This window comes from Geitlerinema sp. PCC 7407 (genome assembly GCF_000317045.1).
GTDB lineage: Bacteria > Cyanobacteriota > Cyanobacteriia > PCC-7407 > PCC-7407 > PCC-7407.
Window position 1 is genome coordinate 1,520,621 of the sequence record NC_019703.1, and the last position, 21,877, is coordinate 1,542,497.

Here is a 21,877-nt window from a genome sequence, read left to right on the forward strand (position 1 = left end):
TGTGCCGACAGTAAACTGTTATTTACGAACTGTTACGAATATATCATAGTCATAACGATTTTGACTAAGCCTGAGGGGCGATAAAAGTTTTTGGGCTGGCTTGAGAGTCGCTACGGAGGGCGATCGCCTGTTCTCTAGCCTAAGATTGGCCGATAATCCAATTCCAGGCGTGGGTGTAAGGGCAGCCTGAAGGGTGAAATTTGAACTGTGAAATTGGCTTGGGGTGAGAGGCGATCGCCACAAAAAGCCTCAGTGAGCTCAGCGAATGCCAGTTCACTCGGTCAATTCATGGGTGCATGGCTCGAATGCATTGCTCGCGATCGGCGGTGTGCCGCAGAGGGTAGGCCAATGGAGACATTTGACGGGCGGGAGTGGCTGTTGACCAATGGCCTGGGCACCATGGCCAGCGGAACTGTAGGGGATGCCCGGACGCGCACCTATCATGGTTGGCTGGTGGCGGCTCTGGCACCGCCGGGTCAGCGATCGCTCCTGCTCTCGCATCTAGAGGCGACACTGGTCGTGGCGCAGGACTCCTGGCCGCTGAGCACCAACTGTTGGGCAGACGGGGCCGTTCATCCCCAGGGCTATCGGCAGTTGCAGACCTTTGCGCGCGAGCCGGTGCCGACCTGGGTCTGGCAGGAGTCTGATTGGCAACTGACCCGGCAAATCGCGATGCCCCACGCAAGCCCTGAGATGGCTGCTGCGGGCCAAGGGGTGCTGGTGCGCTACCGCTACGAGGGCGATCGCCCGGCGGTGCTGCGTTTGCGCCCGCTGATTGGCGATCGCAACTTGCACCATCAGCAACACATGGCCCCAGATCTGCGCTTTCCCCAAATTGTTGGCTCGCAGTGGGCGTGTTTCCAGGCCCAGCGCCCTGCGATTCTGGGGACGCCGTGGCACCTGACCTGGACGCGGGGCCTCTACACCCCGGAGGACTCCTGGTATTTGCGCTACCGCTATCCCGAAGAGACGCAGCGGGGACTGGCGGATCAAGAGGACTTGTTTTGTCCGGGCGAACTGGCGGTGAGGTTGGCACCGGGAGAAACCGTAACCCTGGGGGCATTTGTGGGTCTGGCGAGCGCCCCGCTGACGGACCCGTGCTTTGATCAAGCGGTGGCTGCTGAGGCGGAGCGTTTGGCTGCGTTATTTGCCCCCGTGCTGCGATCGCCCCATCCCTATCTGGAGGCGCGCCGCCAGCTGTGCTGCGCGAGCGATCAGTTCATCGTGCATCGGACGTCGATCCAAGGGCCAACGGCGATCGCAGGCTATCCCTGGTTCAGTGACTGGGGCCGCGATACCTTGATTGCTCTGCCGGGACTGGCGCTGACCACGGGGCGCTGGGAGTTGGCCCGCGGTCTCCTAGAAACCTTTGGCAGCTACTGCCGCGATGGCCTCATTCCCAACACCTTTCCTGAAACGGACGCTGACCCGATCTATAACAGCTTGGATGCCACGCTGTGGTGGATTGAAACCCTGGGGCTGTACCTGGAGGCAACCCAGGACTGGGACTTTCTAGCTACTCAGTACCCTACGGCTCGCAAAATCTACAAGTTCCTAACAGCGGGGACCCACTACAGCATCTGCGTGGACGCGACTGATGGCTTGCTGGGATGGAATGCGCCTGGGGTGGCGCTGACGTGGATGGATGCGGTCGTAGACGGCTACGTGGTGACGCCGCGACGGGGCAAGCCCGTTGAGATTAATGCGCTGTGGTACTCGGCTTTGGCGTGGCTGAGGGACTGGGCAGAGCGCTTGGCCCATCGCAGTCACCCACCGGCACCGGCGCTGCTGAACCAAGCCGCCCACTATCGTCACCAGGCCGCCCAGGTCGAGGCCTCCCTGCAAAAGTTCTGGAACCGCTCCCAAGGCTATCTGTTTGATGGGTTAGCGCCCGACGACTCACGAAATGCTCAGATTCGGCCCAATGCGGTCATTGCCCTTTCGCTGTTTCACTGCGCTTTCCCTGCGACTCAGGGACGCCAGATTTTGGCGATCGCCCGCGATCGCCTGCTGACGCCCTATGGCCTGCGATCGCTCGATTCCAGCGATCCGGACTACATCGGCACCTACGCGGGCGATCGCTTCCATCGCGATCGCGCCTATCACCAGGGCACCGTCTGGAGCTGGCTGATCGGTCCCTTTGTACGGGCGTGGCGGCGCTTCTACCCTGACGAGCCGCTCCCCTTTGACTGGCAGCCCCTTCTCGATCACCTGACCTCCCAGGCGTGCCTGGGCTCTGTCTCTGAAATTTTCGATGGCGATCCGCCCCATGCCCCACAAGGCGCGATCGCCCAAGCGTGGTCAGTTGCCGAGATTCTTCGTGCCCTAGAGCTTGAGCTGAGCTGACGCAGCCAATCTGCGGCCATGAGTCTGGGATCCTGGGCATGTGTTAAACGAAAGAGAGCCCAGCTAATGGGCTCTCTTTCGTTTAAATTCTTTTGTATGGCTCAGGCGGGATTTGAACCTGCGACCTTGGGCTTATGAGTCCCCTGCTCTAACCACTGAGCTACTGAGCCGAGCGAACTTCGCTTGAAATTTTCGCTGCCGAAATCAGCAGCTTTAGTAACTTAACACAATCAAAGGGCGATCGCTACCCCTTTTGCCAAAAAATCTGAAAATTTTCTAAATACAGGGCCTACAAGGATTGGCTCAAAAAAAGGGAGCCTGAAGGCTCCCTTTTTTCAAATCGCTTGCAATCGGTGAACTAGCCTAGAACTCGCTTAGCCATCCCGCGAGGTCAGGAGAGCCAAAGGATTAACGGCGCCTTGGCCCGAAGGGTGAATCTCAAAGTGAGAGTGGGGACCGGTGCTATAGCCAGTGCTGCCCATCTCAGCAATCTGCTGACCCTGATCGACTTGTTGACCTACCCGAACCAAGTTTCGGTTGTTGTGTGCGTAGAGGGTGATGCTGCCGTCAGGATGCTGGATTTCAACCAGGTTGCCGTAGCCACCGTCGTTCCAGCCCGAGGTGATGACCACACCAGGAGCTGCTGCCACAACAGGAGTTCCTACAGGAGCGGCAATGTCAATACCCCGGTGCATTCTGCCCCAGCGGTAGCCGTAGCCGGAAGTGAGAACCCCCTCAGCGGGCCAAATGTAACCCTTGAACGTTGCACTTTCCTTGGGCAGATAGGTGTCAGCGGCAGCTAGGGGTGGCAGCTGGGGAGAAACACTCTGGCCGATCGCGGTTTTGACAATTGGGTCATAGCTTGCCGATCCGATATTGGCGGCGGCGACGACCTGCTCTTGCGGAGCCGCAGGCGGGTTGACTGGGATCGTCACAGACTGGCTGCTGGCCTGACCGCTGGCTTTCTGCTCGCGCAGGTTCCGGATTTCAGCTTGCAAACCGTTGGTGTACTGGTTGGGCTTGAATTCAGGATTGACGCGGCTGCCGCCTAGAGAGGCTGCATCGTTGCTGGTGGAAACAACCGCAACGGTTTGGGGCTCAGCAACAGGCTCATTGCGGGTTGCAACGGTTACTGAGTCATCCCTCTGCGTTTGGTATTTTTCGCGGAGTCTGATGATTTCAGCTCGTAGACCTTCCGTGTAGGTGTCAAGCTGCGTCTCGGCGCCAAACTGAGGAACGCTTTGATTCTCGGGCTGAGCTACGCCAGGGCGGCTGACCGGAGCCGTTGCGACCTGTAAGCCTTCTTCTGTGGCAGCTTCCTCAGCGGGAGCCGCCGGTGTCAGGCCAACGACCAAAGGCAGTTCGGGAGAATCGGCCTTTTGCGCTTCTGCCTCAGTCTCTTCATCCAAGACAGGAATGGGAGTTGCGGAGGCGATGGTGACAGGCTGGGTAGTAACCGTTGCTACGCTGAAGGGCGTCTCCACAGACTGCTGGGGAATGCGCAGCACCTGATCGACTTTGATCAAGTTGGGGTTGTCGATGCCGTTAAAAGCGATCAGCTCAGACTGAGACACGCCGTGCTGACGCGCGATCGCGCTCAGGGTGTCGCCGGAGTTGACGCGATAGGCCTCTACGACAGCCTGGGGCTGAGCGAGTGTCGCGTTGCTCTCAGGTTGCTGAGGAGCGATCGCCACTGCCAAGCTAGGAACCGTGGGGACGTTGACCTGCTCAGAGGCGATCGCCTTCGGCTCTGCTGTCTCAGTTTCGACTACAGCGGCTTCTTGCTCAGCAGCTTTGGGAGCAGCTAGTGTCGGGCTGGCTGCAGCTTGCAGACTATCAGCCTTCTCAGGCATGGCGTAGCTCTGGGCTGAGGGCTCTAGAGCCTTGCTCGAAGACTCGGTTGCCCGCTCAGGCAGCGTCATGACCGGAATTTCAACAGCCGTTGAGCGGCTAGCAATCTCGGTTTCTTCTGGAAGGCTGGGCTCAGCCACATCAGCCTCAGAAACGGAGGGCTCGACCGACGACTCAACAAAAGCAGGTGCGGTGGTAGACGCTGCTTCAGATTGGCTGAGGCTCTTTAGGTCGGCCAGGCTGCTCTTGAGCGCGTTGCTCTTTTGCTTGAGTTCAGCTAGCGCGACTTCTTGCTCGGTCTTCAGCTGGCTGTCTAGACTTTCAGTCGCGGTCTCAACGGGGACCTCAGCGGCAGGGGGCTCTGGAGCCTCTAGTTCGTCTGCTGCTGGGCTGGGCTGCACATCGCTGACAGTGGGGCTCATTGCATAGGTTGCATAGGCCACTTCGCTCGGTGCAGGAAGCTTGAGGGTCTGGCCAGGATAAAGCAACGCGTCAGGCGTCAGACCATTGAGAGACGCTAGGTCATTGACATTGACCTGATACAGGCTTGCAATCTGCCAAAGGGTTTGCCCTTCTCGCACGGAGTGAGTCGCGCTAGAAGACTCTGGGAATGAGAAGGCAACCGTTTGATCTTCCGGGACGGAAGGGGCCACAGGAGCGTCAGCGAGACCTACGGCCGACGGTTCGGCGGCCATGGGCTCAGCAGCCATGGCTCCATCATCCTGCTGCGGCAGGAGCAAATGCGAAGCACCCATCGAGAGTGCCAGACCAATCATCGCAGCAGAGGTGCGAGCGCGTCGGCGAGGGGCTTCTGGAAGAACCTGTTTTTGCTCTTCCCAAGCTTCTGCGTCAGAGGCGAGGGCCTGAGAAAGGCGCTCTAGCTCGCTCATGGCTCGGGATGTAACAGGCTTAACCTTCTGCGGAAATGCTCGTTTCAAAGAACGACCTCCTAGTGACCAGCGTTTAACTGCTCTTGAGTCCATCTAACTGCTTTTCGTCAACGATTCTAATCACATCACGTAAGCGATCAGGATCACCAACGGCAAATATGCTTAGGCAAGAGTACCCTGGTTTTTTGATTTAGACAAGTTTACATGGCTCAAGAAGAATCAACAGTAGGACAGACAGGGTATTGGGAGAAGTGGTTCGAAACTGTTAATGGGCAATGCCACTTTTTGAAGGCCCGAAAGCAGTTTACATCACCTTTTCTACGAAATGAGGAATCTGAGATGCACTCCTGTCTGGGGTCCTGTAGGGCGTGTCAAAAATGCATTGACCTGTCAGCTTCTAGTGCTTGAGATGACTAGACTGCAACCCTTCTGGCTTGACCCTGATGTCCTCTGCGACCTCAATGTAGACAAAAATCTACGCCTATTGTTCACGAAATGACAACCGTAGGATTTAGAACTTCACATCCGTAGAATTTGCTACCGAATGGTGGCGGCAACCTCAGAGACGATCGCCTGTAATCCGCTTCTAGTCTTGCTCTAGAGCATCGGTTTCTCTTGGCTTTGACTGTGTTTCTCAGGGGCTTAGAGATCCGTGCGCAAGGGTACCCAAGGCTTTACTTCGGTCCATCAGGATATCTCCCAGGATGGATGAGGTTCCTGATAGAAATTTCTTATTGACTTATTACGGGATTGGTAGTGTAGGCGACTGAAGGACGCTTAAAAAATCTTGATTCTCTCAACCTCTATGCTTTTGACGTGCATGAGAGAAGGATCAGTGAAAGCTGCCAAGCTCAGGATGAGGGAAGTCAAAGAAAAATTCTTTCTTGTATCTATCGATGAAGATACAGGTTCGCTGATGAGAGAAACCTATAGAGAAGATAGAGGAGAGCTTTTGCTGCTTGAAGAGCGATCGCATTGCTCTGGTGAAATGGCAGATAGATAGCGAGGGATGAAACCCAAAATATATAGACAAGCGGAGGGCGATCGCCTTTTGCGCCTATCTATCGAGAGCTTTTAGGCAATAGTTTGCGAGAGAGCGATCGCCGCTAAATTTCCAAGCCAATTCCGGCCAGTAACCCCGAAGACTTCGAGATTACTGAAAAGGAGACGAGCACAGGAGCGATCGCCTTGCTGATGGATCTGGAGCGGAGTTAGCCGAGGTAACCTAGCTGGCGCCGCGCTTCGAAGAGGCCAATGGCAGCGCTGACGGAAAGATTGAGGCTGCGCACGTGGGCTTGGCTCATGGGGATGTGCAGGGTAGCGTCGCACTGCGCTAAAACTTCTCGCGGCAGCCCCTGGGTTTCACAGCCAAAGAGTAACCAGTCTTCTTCCTGAAACTCAAACTTAGAATAGTTATATTGTCCTGAAGCGCTGAAGCCCAGCTGACGTCCGCCAAGGGTCTGATGGTAGACCTCAAATGCATCAAATGTCTCGTGGTAGTGCAGATCTACGTAAGGCCAGTAGTCTAGGCCGGCTCGCTTGAGCTGGCGATCGCTAATCTCGAAGCCCAAAGGACCTACAAGGTGGAGCTCCGTGCCGGTAGCTGCACAAGTTCGAGCAATGTTTCCAGTATTGGGTGGAATTTGGGGATTAACGAGAACAATGCGGGGCATTTCAGGCAAGGTACTCAGTATCGTTTCGCGGTCGAAACCCTAGAGAATACCGCAAAACCAATAGTTTTTTTTAATGGCCCTCTCGAATCGAAAATTGATTAAATATTCTGATGGCTAATCCACCCCAACCCAGGCTGATCGGAGTGGGGCTAAACAATTGTGATTTTCTAGAAAATGAGCCTAATTAAATAAATAAAGCTAATGAATGAACCCAAAAAGCCTGATGAAATCAGGCTTTGAGCCAGAGGTTGTTCCCGTGGTTGCTGCCAAAAAGAGGGAATCGCCCGCGCGATTGATAGGGGATGCAAGAAAGCGCGTTCCGCTCTTTTTGGGGCGACAAATACGCAGTGAACCTGAGCAGCCTACGAGAAGAATGCTGACTTTAGGCGCGGAGCGGCTGTAAAAGCGGTCACGCCACGAGGGGGTGGCACAGCTTGCTGGCGAGTTCTCGCTCCTGCTCTTCAAGATCTTGAATGGCCTGGACAAAAATCTGCCGTGGACTCAGTCCCTGTTGATAGAGCGATAGCCAGCGTTGGGCTTCGTTGCCGTCTCGCAGAATTTTGCGCAAAGGCAGCAAGAAACAGCCAAAGCCGTTCTTTTTCGCGGTGGGCAGGACTTCTTGATAAAGCTGCTCGATCCAGTCGCGAGCGCTCAAGATGTGGCCGTCTCGCCAATGGCGCAGGGGTGCGTCCAAGCTACTTTTGGCGGCGGACATTTCATTGGCGTCTGCGATCGCCACGAGGTCCTGACTGCGGCTGTTGCTGGGAAAGAGGCTAATGGAGAGCGGATCGAGGCTGGGGTCTTCGATGCATTGGAGAATTCGAGCCTCGAGGAGTGCTGTCACGGCCAAAAGCGCGATCGGATCGGTCATGAGATCGCAGATGCGCAGCTCTAGGCGGTTGAGGTTGTAAGGACGGCGATCGCCATTTGGGCGCACCGAGCTCCACAGGTGCCGGACGTTTTGCATGGTGCCAGCCTCGATCTGAGCTTCGGTCCACTGGATATAGTGACGGTGGCTCTCAAATAGCGGAACGTGAACGGGCGTTTTGGGGAAAACGGACCAGCGAGTGGAGTGCTGACCAGTGACCTTGCTGTCTAGAAAGGGTGAAGCGGCGCTCAGCGCCAAAAAGAGAGGCGCCTCAACTCGAACCAGGCGGCAAGCCCGCATAAGGGTTTCGGGGTCCGAGATACCAATGTTGATGTGAATGCTAGCGGTGACAACGGTGGTGCCGTAGGTCTGCTCGATATACCCGTGATAGGGGTTGGCAGGGTCTGACCGATAAAAGCGATCGCTGCCGCCGAGAGACAGCGTACTGCCCGGAATCAGCGTGTAGTCGCCCAGGGTTTTCAGGTAGGCGCGCAGCTGCTGGCGGGGACGGATCAAGTCGCAGAGCAGGCGATCGTAGCAGCTCAGCGGCGGAGTGGTGTACTCGACGTTGCGATTGTCAGGCTCCCGGACAAAACTGTCCAACTCCGCGACGATCTGGTCTGAGAATCCCACAATGTCCCCTTGAGGGGTGCCAGTGTACATCTCGACTTCAAAGCCTTTCGATAGCAGCACGCGATTGCCTCAGGAGACGACAAAGAACTTTTATATAGCTTGTGCGAGGGCCTCAGAAGCCTTCATCTGTCCGAAGAGATGGCTACTTCCAGCAGGAAATTTGAGATTGGACCCCAGAAGATCGGGCTATTGGGGCGATCGCCCCAATATTCCTAAAATTCTTTCGCTCCCCAGCCCGGCGCCATATCCGCAGCGCGCAGGATGAAAGCAGCGAGGTTGGCCACCTGATCATCCGAGAGCCAGCTAGGCGGTACCTCGCGGCAAAGATACGCCGCCTCTGTCCCGTCATAGCTCAGGGGCTCTCGCATAAAATCCACCAGCGCCTGAACGTGGTTGCGGGGTGGGGTAGCCCCGGCGAGATCTGCTAGGGACAGCGAAATTCGCGGATCCGGCAGCGTAGAGCCACCAACATGGCAGTTTAAGCAGTTGTTTTCAAACAGTCGCTTGCCCTCAGAAATCTCTTCGGCAGAAAAATCCCGAGTGTTGCCCTGCCCATCTATCACAATCGGCACAGGCTCTTGGACCTTGAGGAACCTCACCACATAGGTGTCTAGATCCCCTGCCTGAGCAGCCCCTCCTATGGTCCAAACGCTAACAATGACTAATAGTCCGAAGCAAAAGCGATGCAGAAGCGCAAGCAGAGGAGCCATGGAGAAAATCTAGGCAAAAGTTGACGACGAAAGAACAGACGAGATAACGATAGGTCGTTAAACAGGTGGGCGCACAGCAGTCACTGGGCACTGGAACCGCTTGAAAGCTCCAGATCGATAAAAAGGACAGCTGAGTCTGAATTTTGGGAGAGTGCTTCGCCAGCTATGGGAAGAACCGCCCTAAAAATATGAGTAATCCTGATTGATAGGATTTTCTAAATAATAAGGCGAAATATGATAAACGGTGGCTTCAGGCGGGCGATCGCCCTTGATGAAGACAGGGCAGCAGTCTAGAAGGATTCATCGATGGCAGAGACCGATCCGCGATCGCCAGTCCAAAGAACCAAAAGTTCGCCAACCAGCAAAACAGAAACGCAGCGATCGCCCCCTGTCATCGATGAATCACCCAATACCACAGGTGTCTTAGTAGTAGATCTTACCGCCGCCCCAGCGATCGCCCAAAATGCGGGGCTGAGTCAGAACGTGACCAGCGATCGCCACTAGATCATCCTCCGTCAGGTTACGCATCTTGGGGAAGATGTCCGTGCTCTTGGTGCTCGGATGCAGCTCAGCAATTTCAGTGAAGCCGTCGTAGGTGGTGGGATTGTGCATGTAGTCCACCAGACCTTCGATGCTGTCACGAGGCGGAGTTGCCCGTGCCAACGTCTCAGTTCTCAGGTCAACGTTGGGATCGGTTTTTGTAATACCGCCGAGGTGGCACTGACCGCAGGCGTAGTTAAACAGGCGCTTGCCTTCTTGCACCTGCTTCAGGCTCAGGGTGATGGTCTCGCCCTGATCATTCAGGGGAACAGTCCGAGTAGCCGCATCGATGTCGGCTGCGGCGGCCCCTCCCACCATCCACTGAAAGGTGAAAAATACAGTGGCCACAGCGAGCCAAATGTATCTTTTAAGCATGGTTCTCCTTAAAAACGTGGCTCAGTTATCGGTTGCTCAACACAACAAGGGCATTCAATTCACTCAATCTCCCAGGTCTTTGACTCGCAACTTCGAACCAAAGACGAGGTCATCAAAACTCCGCTGGCGGCGTTGGCGGTTCCTCAAGAACCGTTACTTCGGCAATAATTGCCTTGGCATCCTCCAGGGCGAGCCGAGTTTGGGCGTTTCGATAGGAAATCCCCAGGCGATCGCACAAAGACAGCACCGCTTCCACAGAGAGGTTGTAGTCCTCAGCGATATCCAGGATGGAGAGATCTGCAAACCCCATGATGATGCCTAACAGGGCGAGATTGAGACGCTTTAATACCAATATCATGCCACTGAGCCATTTCTTTCCCAAGGAACTGGTTCCGCCAATTTTCCCGGCCCGCCACAGCAAAGCTAAGCCCAAAATCGAGGGCTGTGCGCCAGATACCCAGCCAAACCAGCGGGCGATCGCTCGCTCAAGGCCAATGTCCCAGAATTTAAGACCTTTGGGTGAAGAGAGAACCCAAAAGTTAGAGGCCGTCTGTGTGGCCGGCAGAGCCGAGGGGAATGGCTTCTGGCAGCTGAATGCGGTGGGAAGCGGGCGTAAGGGGCTGCTGATGGAGGCGAATCAGCTGGGCTAGCGTCTTCTTCATCTGCGGGCGCGGCACAATGGCGTCCACAAAGCCATGGTGCATCAAATATTCTGCGGTCTGGAAATCTTCGGGGAGCTTTTCGCGAATGGTTTGCTCGATCACGCGGCGGCCTGCAAAGCCAATCATGGCCTTGGGTTCGGCAATGATGATGTCGCCTAGCATGGCAAAGCTAGCCGTGACGCCGCCAGTGGTGGGGTGGGTCAAGACAGGAATGTAGAGCAGCCGGGCCTCGCGGTGCTTTTCGAGGGCGCCAGAGATTTTGGCCATCTGCATCAGGCTGAGCATGCCTTCCTGCATCCGGGCGCCGCCAGAGGCGCAGATGATGATCACGGGGCAGCGCTCGCGGGTGGCGCGCTCGATCAGGCGGGTGAGCTTTTCGCCGACCACAGACCCCATGCTGCCGCCCATGAAGCGAAAGTCCATGACCCCCAGGGCGACGGGCAGGTCGTCCAGGTTGCCAAGGCCAGTTTTGACGGCGTCGATGAGGCCAGTTTTGTCCTGGGCTTCGCGGATGCGATCGCTGTAGGACTTGCGATCGCGGAACTTGAGGGGGTCAACGGGGCTCACAACCTCATCCATGGCAGACCAGGTGCCCTCATCGATGAGCTGCTCAATGCGCTCATCGCTGTAGATGCGGATGTGATGATTGCACTCGAGGCACACCATTTGGTTGGCCTGGAGGTCTTTGGTGTAGGTCAAAACGCCGCAGGACTCGCATTTGTGCCACAGGCCGTCTGCAATTTCCCGCTCTTGGCGATCGGGGCTGATCGGACCGGACTTCTGACGATTCGCAAACCAATCAAATAAAGACATGAAAACTCTTGCTTCCCCTTAGACCGCAGTTTTGATTTCAAATCGCTTTCAAAAACAGACCACAGTGTACCGGATTTTCATCCGCCCATGATGGAGGCTTTGGGTGTGGGTCGCCGTAATGAGCGCCAATAGTTGGGCGATCGCCCCTGAAGATCAGTGGGGCATTTTGGCCCAGAATCCTCACCAAACTTGAGCACTGCTAAACCCCAAAATCTGTGGCGATCGCCTCAAGAAGACTCCTCAGGATCGCTCAGAAGAAGCAGCGCAGTCCAGCGATCGCCAAGGCGAACTTGAAGGGCTGCTGGACTTCCGGTACCCAAATAAACCGATGTCCCCAAGTCAACTACGCGGGCTTCGATCCCTTGCGTAATCAACATTTGCTGCATCATGTCGGCTTCCCACCGAAAGCGCGTGGTTCGAAGTGTGATCCAGGACACGAGACAATCTTAGGTAATCTTATCAGAATCGCAACGTCGCCTTGGCCTAGCCATAGACCAGTTGCCGGACTGCGCTAGCGTGCCACAGACCCAAGACATCGCCGCCCAAAACAGCGAAATCAGCGCCTTGGGTGTCAACCCAGACCTTGATTGTCCCATGGTTGTTTTGCTTCGATCGCGCCGGTGGACGATTTGCTCAGCGAGGGTGGTTGGAGCTGACCGGCCTGAGGCGGACCAGGGTGAAAAAATCGGGACGGGTGGGGAGGACTGACTGGGCGTGCCGCGCGAGCCTTTGCAGAAGGAAACAGCCTGCTGTCCGGCTCTGCGAGGGTGACTTTTCCGATTGCGCAGTAGGATACGAGAATAATTGTACTAAAGTCCACAGCTGGCAAGGAACACCGCTGGCTGGGCGCGATCGCGGCCCGGCCCCTTGCCGAGAGGGCCGCAGCATCTGATCGACGCATCTGGCAGCGCCCAGTGGCAATATCCCCAAACTGGCATGATTCCGAAACGACTGACGCTCAAATGTTTTCTGAGCTATCGCGAAGCGACCCTAGACTTTGAGGGGCTGCACACGGCCTGCATTTGCGGCCCCAACGGGGCGGGCAAGTCGTCGCTACTCGAGGCGATCGCCTGGGCGCTGTGGGGCGAGAGTCGGGCTGCGGTGGAGGACGACGTCATTTATATGGGGGCCAAAGAAGCCCAGGTGGACTTTGTCTTTGAGGCGCAGGGGCAGGTGTACCGGGTAATCCGCACCCGCTACCGGGGCCAGCATAGCGCCCTGGAGTTTCAGGCCCAGACTCTGGAGGGCTTTCGCAGCTTGACCCGGCGAGGCTTGCGGGCTACGCAGCAGCTGATTTTGGACTGCCTCAAGCTGGACTATGAGACCTTTGTCAATTCGGCCTATTTGCGTCAGGGCCGAGCGGACGAGTTTATGCTCAAGCGGCCTAGCGAGCGCAAGCAAATCTTGGCGGACCTGCTCAAACTGGGCCAGTACGATGAGCTGGGCGATCGCGCGAAGGACTTGGCGCGCCAGTACAAGGGGCAAATTCAGCTTTTGGAGCAGAGCTGGGCCCAGCTCCAGGAGCAGCTGGCCCTAGGAGAGGCGATCGCGGCAGATCAGGCCCAGCGTCAGGCGGATCTCGAGCAGCTTCAGCAGGCTCAAGATGCGGACCAAGCCCAACTTCAGGCATGGCAGGCCCAGCAGCAGCAGCGCCGGAGCTGGCAGCAAGAACTCACTTGGCACCAGCAGCAACACCAGCAGCTTTTGCAGGATGTGCAGGTGTTGCTGCAAGAAATTGCTGCTGCCCAGGGCCAAAAAGAGGCCCTAGAGGTGGTGCTGGCGCAGTCCGAGGCGATCGCGGCTCAGTACGCAGACTTTCAGGCGCTGCAAGCCCAAGAAGCGCGTCAAAGCGAGAAATTTCGCCAGTATCAGCAGCTTCAGCACGGGATACAGGATCTCCAGCAGCTGATCGCTCGGGAGGCGAGCGATCGCCAGGCAGAGCTGGGCCGGCTCGAAACCCAGCTGGAGGCCCTGCGCCAGCAGGACTTGGAGGCGCAGCAGGTTTTGTCTAAACAAGGAGAGGTCGAGGCGGCGCTGGCCCAGCTGACCCAGGCTCGCCAGAGCTTGGCTGACCTCGATCAGCTGCAAATGAAGGTTGCGCCCCTGGCCCAGCGGCGGCAGCCCCTCCAGGCCCAGCTCGATCGGGCGGCGGCGCGCCTCAGTGCCCGCTGGGAGGAGTTGCAGGCGTCGGCTCAGCAGCTCCAGGCTCAGCAGTCCCAGCAGCCTACCCTAGAAAATGCGCTGGTCGACTTGACCGGCAAGCTGGAGTATCTGGAGCGGCGGCGCATCTACCGTCAGCGCGTCCAGGAAAAGGGCCTAGAGCGGCGCAGCTTCATGGACCGGTTGCAGGCGCATCAGCGCGATTATGAGACGCAGCTGGCGGAGCTGGAGCAGAAAATGCAGCTCTTGGGCGAACCGGATGCGCTGTGTCCGCTGTGCGATCGCCCCCTCGATGAGCAGCACTGGGCGTTGGTTCAGCAAAAGCATCAGGCGACTCAGGGAGAGCTGCAGGATCTGCTGTGGGTGGTGCGGCAGCAGCTGGCGGTCTCAGAGCGAGAAATTCAGGTTTTGCGCCAGGAGTATCGGGACTTGGGGCGAGAGCTGGACCAAGAGGGGCTGGTGCGAGAGCGACGGGGCCAGCTCCAGCAGCAGCTTCAGGCGACGCTGGAGGCTCAGCGATCGCTAGCCCAGGTCCAGACGGAGATGGCCAGCATCGAGCGATCGCTCCAGGCCCAAGACTATGCGCCCCAGCTCTCGGAGGAGTTGCGCCTGCTGGATGAGACCCTGGCCCAGCTCAGCTACGACGAGAAAACCCACGCCCTAGCCCGGGGACAGGTCGATCGCTGGCGCTGGGCCGAAATCAAGCAGGCCGAGATCAAGCAGGCCCAGCAGCGGCGGCAGCAGCTAGCAGAGCGAGAGCCCCAGCTCCAGGCTCAGCTGGTCGCCCTCCAGGAGGCGATCGCCCAAAGCCAGCGCCCCGACGGCTCGCCGCGCCAGCAGCAAATGACGGCCCTGCGCCAGCAGCTAGCGAACCTAGACTACGACCCCGATCAGCACAACGCCCTGCGTCAAACCCTGCGCGACAACCAAATGTGGCAACTGCGCTATCAAGAGCTGCAGCAGGCCCAGCAGCAGCACCCCGAGCTGCTCCAGCGCTGCGAAGTGCTGGCGGAACGTCTGGCCGCGCGCCAGCAGGACGCCGAAACCGTCGCTCAGCAAATCGCACAGTTGACGACCCAGCTGACCACCTCGCCCGATCACGCCCCGGCGATCGCCCAGATCGAGCAGCAGATGCACCAGCGCCGAGCCGACCTGGACCGATGTCTGGCGGACCTGGGGCGATTGCAGCAGCAGCAGCAGCAGCTGGCCTGGATGGCCCAGCAGTCCGACGAGCAGCGCCGCCAAATCGTCGCCCTTCACCACCGCCACCGCGTTTATCGGGAGCTGGCCCAGGCCTTTGGCAAAAACGGCATTCAGGCCCTGATGATCGAAAATGTGCTGCCCCAGCTGGAGGTGGAAACCAACCAAATTTTGGCCCGGCTGAGCGCCAACCAGCTGCACGTCCAGTTCGTGACGCAGCGGGCAGGCCGCCGCGCCGCCAAGTCCCGCAGCCGCGTGACCAAGCTGATCGACACCCTGGATATCTTGATCGCCGATACCCGAGGAACGCGCCCCTTCGAGACCTATTCCGGAGGCGAAGCGTTTCGAATCAGCTTTGCCATTCGTCTGGCCCTGGCGCGGCTACTGGCCCAGCGATCGGGTACGGCCTTGCGGATGCTGATTATTGATGAGGGCTTCGGCACCCAAGATCAAGAAGGGTGCGATCGCCTGATTGCCGCCATCAACGCGATCGCACCCGATTTTGCCTGTATTCTCACCATCACCCACATGCCCCGCTTCAAGGAGGCCTTTCAGTCGCGCATTGAGGTGGGTAAGACCGAGCTCGGCTCCCACCTCAGCCTGCATATCTAAGCGGCAGCCTAAGCAAAGACCGGCATGATGTGCACAAAGGCGATCGCGTTCTTGAAGGCGTCGGGGCTGCTGCCGTCGAGGTCGTTACCAATGGTCAGGCGGCCATCGGAAACCGTGATCGTGTCGCGCACCACTAGCTGACTAATGCCGCTAACCGCCGTGTTCTCGTCCACGATCAGGCGATCTTCGACCGAAATTCGGTAGTGACTGTCGGTCGCTTCCGGATCGCCCACGCCCAGCAGGACGTCGTAGGTCCCGTTGGGAATCACCATCTCCCAGGCAAAGTTTCCTTTCTCCATCATGGCGATCAGGGTATCGCTGCGCTCCTTGGGCACAGAGTCTCGGCTGCCGGGACTGCGATCGTAGGCGCTCCAGGCATTGTTGGCCGCGAGACCCGTTAGCTGGTCGATCCAGCCGTAGCGGTAGCCATTGCCGCGATCGCCCAGGGCCATTCCCGTATCGATCAAGTAGTCAGGCACCGCCAGCGTCGAAGCAGGCTGGAAATTCACCCGGACGCCCTCAAACTGGCTCAGGGTCACCCGCGCTGTCGATTCTGCTCCGCGGCGATCGCGCAGCGTGTAGGTAAAGGCGTCGCTGCTGCCCTTGAAGCCTGGATCGGGCGTGTAGCGGTAGGAGCCGTTGCCCAGATCCACCAGCTCGCCGTGCTCAGGCTGGGTAAATCGGTCAACCACCAAAATGTCCCCATCGCGATCGCCGTCATTGGCCAGCAGATCGGCCCGCTGGAAAATAAAGGGCTCCTGCCGGAACAGCAGCGTGTCATCCACCGCCGAGGGTGCGTCGTTCACCGCCGTCACCGTCAGATTCACCGTGGCAACGGCGGTCGCTCCCTCAGCATCCATGACGATGTAGGTAAAGCGATCGGGGCCATTGAAGTCCGATTCGGACCGGTAGATCAGGAGACCGTTCTCGTTTTTAGTAATGGTGCCGTGCTTGGGGTTTGTCCAGCTCTGGACCTGAAGGGCGTCGTCATCGATGTCGAGGTCATTGGCGACCACGTTGAGCACCGTCGGCACATCTTCCTCGACTTCGTAGCGATCGTCGACTGCGACCGGCCCGTCATTGGTGTTGAGCACTTCGACGTACACCGTTGCCGTGGCGATGCGGCCTTGCTCTTCCCGGATCGTGTAGGTGAAGCGATCGCCCCCTGCATAGTCATCATTGGGGGTGTAGAGCACGGTGTTATTTTTGCCGAGCTGAACGGTGCCGTAGGTGGGCTGGGTGACATCCAGCAACTCGAAGGCGTGGCCGTCCGTGTCGTAATCATTGCTCAGCAGGTTGGACAGCACCATGGGGGTGTCTTCTGTCGCTGTCACCCAGTCATCTACCGCCACCGGCTTGTCATTGCTGGCGGTGACCGTCACGGTGACCACGCCCGTGGAGATGCCGCCTTGGCCATCGCTGACCTGGTAGGTAAAGCTGTCAGTGCCTGCAAAGTCAGTGCTAGGTGTGTAAACGAAGCGATCGCCCTGACGAGCGACGGCGCCATTTTTGGGCTGGCTGTGGCCGATCAGAGACAGGCGATCGCCATCCACGTCGCTGTCATTGGCCAAGACATTGGCGATCGTGACCTTCATATCCTCGGGCGTGGTCGCGAAGTCCGGCCTAGCGACGGGCGCTGCATCATTGACGGAGCGCACCTGGATTGTCAGCTGGCTGCTAGCCGTGCCCCCTTGGCCATCGCTGACTTGATAAATCAAAGACTCGGTGCCGTGAAAATTTGCTCGGGGCCGATAGGTGTAGCTGCCGTTGGCGTTGCGGGCGATCGTGCCATTTTGGGGCTGAGAAATGCTGACCAGGCGCAGCACATCCCCATCGAGGTCGCGATCGTTCCCCAAGACGTTGGCCGGCGTGATGACCAGGGCAGTGTCTTCGCTGGTGGTCATCCGGTCAGGCGCTGCGGTCGGCACGTCATTCACCGGCACCACGGAGACCGTCACAGCGCCCAGGGCCGTGCCGCCTCGACCGTCGCTGATGGTGTAGGTAAAGCGATCGTCCCCGGCATAGTTGGCGTTGGGCTTGTAAACCAGGTGGCCATTGCTGCCGACGCTGACGCTGCCGTGACTAGGCTGACTAAACTGGGTGATCCGCAGGGGGTCTTCGTTGATGTCGCTGTCGTTCAGCAGCAGACCCGACAAGAGCGCGGTGCTGTCTTCTTGGACCCGCACGCTGTCCGGCAGAGCTGAGGGCGGAAACTGGCTCCCCAGTCCTTGGCGACCTTCTCGGTGGCCCAGCAGCACATAGTGATAGAAGCCGCTGCGGAAAATACCGTTGGCCACGGCGGTCGCAACGTCCGGATAAGTACTGAGGTAGGCACGCTCGTTGAACCCCTCAAAGGGACGCCGTCCCTCGGCTTCCCCGGAGACGATGAAGTGCTCGAGTCCGCTGCTGACAACGCCATTGCGGACCGCATTGGCGACGTCGGGGTTGTTGGCGAGGTAGTACTTCTCGTCAAAGAATGGGGTTGTGGCTCGTCCTTCAAACTGTCCCGCCAAAATGTAGTGATCTAGGGCGTTGCGGAAGGTGCCGCGGGCGATCGCCGCTGCCACGTCAGGGTTTTGCTCCAGGTAGTACTGGGCGTTGAAAAGGGGGCCGGGGTCGCGCCCTTCGAAGCGACCAAAGGTCTCGAAGTGGGCCTGGCCATTCGGGAAATCTCCCTGACCGATGCTGTAGTAGACGTCGGGGTTGGTGAAGCGGTAGAAATTATCGTCGAACAGCGAAAGGAAGGTCAGCGACATAGCAGTTGCAAGGTGAGAGCACAGGTAGATTGGCAGCACAGTCTGTCCCCACCAAGTCTGGGGGGAAGTCAATCCCGGCGATCGCCAGGATCGAAAACCATCAGAGGGGCGATCGCGTCTCGGTGCTTGGCTGCCCTAGGCAGGCCCTTTTGCCGTCTAACGGGGGCAAAATAGGGCGAGTCGCAGGCAAAGACCGTCAGGCGATCGCGCTCGGTTATAAAAGCCGAGATATGGGGGCAGAGAGTATTTCTGGGTTGCTCCGATCTGTGGGCGGTTCCTCAGCGAGGCTTCAGCAGCCAGAATTGAGGGCGGACTTGGCAAAGAAGCACTGAGTCTTGGGGGCAAATCGCTGCGGCCTTTCAGGGGAGAGCAGCGGAACATCAGAAACGTCTAAACAAGACCCAGGCTCATGTCGGAGCCCAGAGACTGCTGGGCTTCCAGCAGGGTGCACAGAGTGGGGGCATGGAAACGATGACAACCCTGACAAATACGTACTGGCAACAAGCAAAAAGCGAGTTTTCAAAGGGGGATGACCAAAGACTTGCTGAGAGGGCTCAGTACATAATCGTACTCACAATCTTAGTTAGATCCACTGAACGTGAAATTACGGTGTTCTGAATTTTACCGTTTCTTTAATTCCTGTGGCGCTTCATTAGAGTTGTCATGAAGTCTTAAGAAATAATGTAGACAATATTTTCAAAAAACGTTCCTAGGACCAGCTTTATGCACTAAAAGCGCGCTAAATGCTCCAAAGAAAGTTTTTATAGGCGATTAAGCCAGTTTTTGGCCTTTAAGCTTCTAAAAATCATCGAGTCTAGTCAAAACAATTTTGAATTTGTCAGGCCGGAATTGATAGATTCTTCTGATAGGTTTGGCGCGACAGCCGCAATGCGCGATCGCCCCTGTCACCAGAAAGGGGCGATCGCGCTCTAGCCAAAGCTTGGACAAGGATTGGGCGGGTGGCCTAGGAGTGCGTAGGGCTCAGGAGATGCTGGTCGATGATCTGACAGCAATCTTCCACGGAGGCCCGCTGCTTCATCGCAGCGACCAGCGCTTCGTAGGCTTCCCAATGGGTTTCTAGGAGGGTGCGGGCGCGCAGGTCGGACCAGCGCACTTTCTGGCTGCCTTCCTCGGGCGATCGCCGCATTTGAGCCCAGAGCTGCTGAAACTTGGCCCGATCGTCTGCGCCCCCCTCGACATTGCCGTAGACCAGCTTTTCGGCGGCGGCGCCCGCCATCCACACCGTGCAGTAGCGATCGATGGAGACGCTGGAGATCAGGCCTTGCTGGAGTTCTCCTTCGAGGGGACCGAGGTCAAACTGCACGCCGCCCTGGGCTGGCTGGCCTTGGCGAAAGGCTTCCCAGGCGTTGAGGGCGTAGCTGGTGACGGGGATGCCCAAAATGTAGGCCGCCAGGAAGTGTCCCGCTTCGTGGTGCAAGACGCGATCGCGATGCGCCTGGGAGAAACTGGAGAGCCAGTCGATCAGCAGGGTGCCGCTCTGCCCCTGCCAAGCCCAAGCGTCGAGGGTGGCGATGCCCAGAATGCCGACCACGGCGATCGCAGGAATCGCGGGAGACAGGTTCAGCGCTGGCCCTACCAAGGCCGAAAGCGTCATCCCAAAAACGGCGATCGCCGTGACATTCAGCGCAGTTTGATTCATCCGTGAGTGCTCGCTCTTGAAAGACAACAGGCAAAAAGTCCGAAGACGTTCGAAAAAACTTGAAAAGTCCTAAAAAGTCCTGATAAATCCGCAAAAAACTGCAAAAAACTGCTTTTTGGGATATTTTCGTGTCCCTAGGGCGCTGCCTCGGGAGCTGTTTCAGCAGTCCGCTCCCGCGCTTTGTAGAACGTCTCTAGACTGGCGCGATCGCCCACGTAGCGCCAGTGCCAAGGTTCATAGCTGACGCCCTGGGGATTGCCCTGGGGAAAGGACAGCTCAAAGCTGTAAAAAGCGGCATTTTGCTGGAGCCACTGAAAGGCCCGCGTCTCCTCGAAGCTTTGGCTCAAGTTGGTCGCTGGCGTATTGCCGTCCCCGATGTCCACAGCGTAGCCGGTGTGGTGCTCGCTGTAGCCGGGAGGCGCGCTGACCTCAGCCCGCTTGGTCGCAACCTGGCCGCGCTCCGCCTTGACTTCAAAGAATAGATACTCCTGATCAGCCAGCGATCGAAAGCCAGAAATGGGGACCAGAGACACTCCCTCGGCGGCCGCCGCACTCACCATGGCGCTGAACTGGTCCGCAGCGGCCTGACGAAGCTGAATGCTGCCGTCGGGCGTGATGGAGCGCAGAGTTTCTCGGGGCGCTTCTTCGTAGCTGAAGTGGCCCAGCAGCGTGCCATCTTCTGGGTTGGGGGTGTCGGTGCCGGGGCTGGGCGCAGTAGCGGAATTGCTGGGGGATGCGCTGGGGTTTGCCGCAACGGGGTTGGGCGCGGGGCGGGTGCGTAAAACGACGCTGAAGACGATCCCCAGGAGCAGGGCGATCGCGGCGGCACCCCCTCCAATCCACAGCAACCGCTGGGATGAAGAAGCATGGGGGGCAATCGGTGTATCTCTCACCGCAGCGGGAATATCGTCCGGTGAATTTAAGCCTTTGTTGGAGTTGCCCGAGACCTTATCCACCGCTCTGCTCCTGCCCTGCGAACGCAACTTCTCAAGTGTACTGTGTCAATCTGGTTACCCAGGGTAGCCTAGAACTTCGCTCTCTGGCACCTGCTTGACGCGCTACCCTAGAGGTTTTTCTGGCGATCGCCCCTTTTCTTCCTCCATGACAAACTTTGGCCCAAAACTGCTTGGCCTCTACCTCCAGCTAGGAGGCGGCATCGCGATCGGCTGGCTCTTGGGGCGCTGGCTGCCGCCATCGGTGGCGCTTCGCTTGGGCCAAAGCCTGTTTTGGGTGGGAGTGCCGCTGAGTATCTTTAGCTTCTTGCGCCAGACCGATCTGTCGGGCGGTGTCTGGATCGCGCCGATCGCGGCCTGGGCGGCCATGCTGCTGGGAATTGCCTTGGCGGCGCTGTGGATGCGTCGCTCCAGTCAGCGCTTGGGACCAGGGACGGACGGCCCCCTCTCCCCCTGGGCAAAGCCATCCCAGGGCAGCTTCTTGCTCTCCTCGATGGTGGGCAACACCGGATATCTGGGCTATCCGATCGCCCTGGCCATTGCCGGCCCGCAATACTTTGGCTGGGCGCTCTTTTATGACCTGATCGGCTCGACCATCGGAGCCTATGGCTTGGGGGTCTTGATCGCGGCGCGCTATGGCATGAGTGCCCCGAGCAATCTGCAGATGCTGCAAGCCCTGCTGAAAAATCCTGCCTTGGCCAGTCTGCTGCTGGGCCTGCTGTGGAAGGATCAGCCCATGCCCGCGCTGCTGGAGCGAACCCTCAGTCATTTGGCCTGGGGCGTGATCGGCGTGGCCCTGGTCCTCTTGGGGATGCGCCTCAGTCAGCTTGCGACCTGGAATCAGTGGCCCCACGCGATCGCCAGCCTCACGATCAAAATGCTGATTGTGCCCCTGGTCTTGGGCGCGGCGCTGCCCTGGCTGGGGCTCAGTAGCCCAGCTCAGCAGGTTTTGATTTTGCAGATGGCCATGCCGCCTGCCTTCGCGACCTTGGTGATTACAGAGGCCTACGATCTCGATCGCAGCCTGACTGTCACCTCACTGGCCGTCGGTACCTTCAGCTTGTTGATAGTTCTGCCGTTTTGGCTGTGGCTTTTTGGCTTCACCGCTAGTTCAGCCTAGGCGTTAGGGCGTGAGGGCGATCGCCCTCACACCCTAACGCTGAAACTGCTGCTGC

General features: G+C 58.1%; 15 protein-coding genes and 1 tRNA gene. 4 read left to right on the plus strand and 12 right to left on the minus strand.

Annotated features, from left to right (window positions below; genetic code table 11):
* Nucleotides 1–348 precede the first annotated feature (348 nt).
* Nucleotides 349–2,346 (plus strand): amylo-alpha-1,6-glucosidase, encoded by a 1,998-nt coding sequence (locus tag GEI7407_RS06455; protein ID WP_015171331.1) that lies wholly within the window; start codon nucleotides 349–351, stop codon nucleotides 2,344–2,346.
* A gap of 97 nt (nucleotides 2,347–2,443) precedes the next feature.
* Here GEI7407_RS06455 and GEI7407_RS06460 read toward each other — a convergent pair.
* Both GEI7407_RS06460 and GEI7407_RS06465 read right to left on the minus strand, forming a co-directional pair.
* Nucleotides 2,444–2,516, minus strand: a tRNA-Met gene (locus GEI7407_RS06460).
* A gap of 204 nt (nucleotides 2,517–2,720) precedes the next feature.
* Nucleotides 2,721–5,087: a peptidoglycan DD-metalloendopeptidase family protein gene (locus GEI7407_RS06465; protein WP_015171332.1), complete on the minus strand. Its 2,367-nt coding sequence runs from the start codon at nucleotides 5,085–5,087 to the stop codon at nucleotides 2,721–2,723.
* A gap of 835 nt (nucleotides 5,088–5,922) precedes the next feature.
* On the opposite strand from GEI7407_RS06465, the gene GEI7407_RS21325 reads away from it, so the two are divergent.
* The gene (locus tag GEI7407_RS21325) at nucleotides 5,923–6,090 is read left to right on the plus strand and encodes a hypothetical protein (RefSeq protein WP_190274179.1); all 168 of its coding nucleotides are present in this window, start codon (nucleotides 5,923–5,925) and stop codon (nucleotides 6,088–6,090) included.
* Nucleotides 6,091–6,298: 208 nt separating this feature from the next.
* Here the strand turns inward: GEI7407_RS21325 and GEI7407_RS06470 are convergent, their stop codons facing one another.
* From GEI7407_RS06470 to GEI7407_RS21965, 7 genes are all read right to left on the minus strand, one after another.
* Entirely contained in the window at nucleotides 6,299–6,760 is a 462-nt protein-coding gene (locus tag GEI7407_RS06470) for a tRNA (cytidine(34)-2'-O)-methyltransferase (RefSeq protein ID WP_015171333.1), read from the minus strand.
* Nucleotides 6,761–7,169: 409 nt separating this feature from the next.
* A complete protein-coding gene (gene gshA, locus GEI7407_RS06475) occupies nucleotides 7,170–8,321 on the minus strand; it encodes a glutamate--cysteine ligase (protein WP_015171334.1) in 1,152 nt (383 codons plus the stop codon).
* 152 nt (nucleotides 8,322–8,473) lie between these two features.
* The gene (gene psbV2, locus GEI7407_RS06480) at nucleotides 8,474–8,971 is read right to left on the minus strand and encodes a photosystem II cytochrome PsbV2 (protein ID WP_015171335.1); all 498 of its coding nucleotides are present in this window, start codon (nucleotides 8,969–8,971) and stop codon (nucleotides 8,474–8,476) included.
* A gap of 423 nt (nucleotides 8,972–9,394) precedes the next feature.
* Nucleotides 9,395–9,886, minus strand: a complete 492-nt coding sequence (gene psbV, locus GEI7407_RS06485; protein ID WP_015171336.1) for a photosystem II cytochrome c-550 — start codon at nucleotides 9,884–9,886, stop codon at nucleotides 9,395–9,397.
* A 112-nt stretch (nucleotides 9,887–9,998) separates the two neighbouring features.
* Nucleotides 9,999–10,196, minus strand: coding sequence for a translation initiation factor IF-2 (locus GEI7407_RS06490; RefSeq protein WP_041268766.1), 198 nt, complete (start codon nucleotides 10,194–10,196; stop codon nucleotides 9,999–10,001).
* Between the two features lie 229 nt (nucleotides 10,197–10,425).
* Nucleotides 10,426–11,361, minus strand: coding sequence for an acetyl-CoA carboxylase, carboxyltransferase subunit beta (accD, locus tag GEI7407_RS06495; RefSeq protein ID WP_015171338.1), 936 nt, complete (start codon nucleotides 11,359–11,361; stop codon nucleotides 10,426–10,428).
* A gap of 227 nt (nucleotides 11,362–11,588) precedes the next feature.
* Nucleotides 11,589–11,798, minus strand: a complete 210-nt coding sequence (locus tag GEI7407_RS21965; RefSeq protein WP_015171339.1) for a hypothetical protein — start codon at nucleotides 11,796–11,798, stop codon at nucleotides 11,589–11,591.
* 499 nt (nucleotides 11,799–12,297) lie between these two features.
* Between GEI7407_RS21965 and sbcC the strand changes: the two genes are divergently transcribed.
* Nucleotides 12,298–15,333: an exonuclease subunit SbcC gene (gene sbcC / locus GEI7407_RS06505; RefSeq protein ID WP_015171340.1), complete on the plus strand. Its 3,036-nt coding sequence runs from the start codon at nucleotides 12,298–12,300 to the stop codon at nucleotides 15,331–15,333.
* Nucleotides 15,334–15,341: 8 nt separating this feature from the next.
* Here the strand turns inward: sbcC and GEI7407_RS06510 are convergent, their stop codons facing one another.
* From GEI7407_RS06510 to GEI7407_RS06525, 3 genes are all read right to left on the minus strand, one after another.
* Nucleotides 15,342–18,089 (minus strand): cadherin-like domain-containing protein, encoded by a 2,748-nt coding sequence (locus tag GEI7407_RS06510; protein WP_015171341.1) that lies wholly within the window; start codon nucleotides 18,087–18,089, stop codon nucleotides 15,342–15,344.
* Between the two features lie 964 nt (nucleotides 18,090–19,053).
* Complete coding sequence (locus GEI7407_RS06520) at nucleotides 19,054–19,749, minus strand: hypothetical protein (protein WP_015171342.1); 696 nt, start codon at nucleotides 19,747–19,749, stop codon at nucleotides 19,054–19,056.
* A 134-nt stretch (nucleotides 19,750–19,883) separates the two neighbouring features.
* Nucleotides 19,884–20,705: a D-alanyl-D-alanine carboxypeptidase family protein gene (locus tag GEI7407_RS06525; protein ID WP_015171343.1), complete on the minus strand. Its 822-nt coding sequence runs from the start codon at nucleotides 20,703–20,705 to the stop codon at nucleotides 19,884–19,886.
* 145 nt (nucleotides 20,706–20,850) lie between these two features.
* On the opposite strand from GEI7407_RS06525, the gene GEI7407_RS06530 reads away from it, so the two are divergent.
* Nucleotides 20,851–21,822: an AEC family transporter gene (locus GEI7407_RS06530; RefSeq protein ID WP_015171344.1), complete on the plus strand. Its 972-nt coding sequence runs from the start codon at nucleotides 20,851–20,853 to the stop codon at nucleotides 21,820–21,822.
* Nucleotides 21,823–21,877: the final 55 nt, after the last annotated feature.

Excerpts from the sequence above, each read along its gene's own strand:
- GEI7407_RS06455 (WP_015171331.1), top strand. The coding sequence starts at position 349 with ATGGAGACATTTGACGGGCGGGAGTGGCTGTTGACCAATGGCCTGGGC.
- GEI7407_RS06465 (WP_015171332.1), bottom strand. The coding sequence starts at position 5,087 with ATGAGCGAGCTAGAGCGCCTTTCTCAGGCCCTCGCCTCTGACGCAGAA.
- GEI7407_RS06470 (WP_015171333.1), bottom strand. The coding sequence starts at position 6,760 with ATGCCCCGCATTGTTCTCGTTAATCCCCAAATTCCACCCAATACTGGA.
- psbV2 (WP_015171335.1), bottom strand. The coding sequence starts at position 8,971 with ATGGCTCCTCTGCTTGCGCTTCTGCATCGCTTTTGCTTCGGACTATTA.
- psbV (WP_015171336.1), bottom strand. The coding sequence starts at position 9,886 with ATGCTTAAAAGATACATTTGGCTCGCTGTGGCCACTGTATTTTTCACC.
- GEI7407_RS06490 (WP_041268766.1), bottom strand. The coding sequence starts at position 10,196 with ATGGGGTTTGCAGATCTCTCCATCCTGGATATCGCTGAGGACTACAAC.
- accD (WP_015171338.1), bottom strand. The coding sequence starts at position 11,361 with ATGTCTTTATTTGATTGGTTTGCGAATCGTCAGAAGTCCGGTCCGATC.
- sbcC (WP_015171340.1), top strand. The coding sequence starts at position 12,298 with ATGATTCCGAAACGACTGACGCTCAAATGTTTTCTGAGCTATCGCGAA.
- GEI7407_RS06510 (WP_015171341.1), bottom strand. The coding sequence starts at position 18,089 with ATGTCGCTGACCTTCCTTTCGCTGTTCGACGATAATTTCTACCGCTTC.
- GEI7407_RS06520 (WP_015171342.1), bottom strand. The coding sequence starts at position 19,749 with ATGAATCAAACTGCGCTGAATGTCACGGCGATCGCCGTTTTTGGGATG.
- GEI7407_RS06530 (WP_015171344.1), top strand. The coding sequence starts at position 20,851 with ATGACAAACTTTGGCCCAAAACTGCTTGGCCTCTACCTCCAGCTAGGA.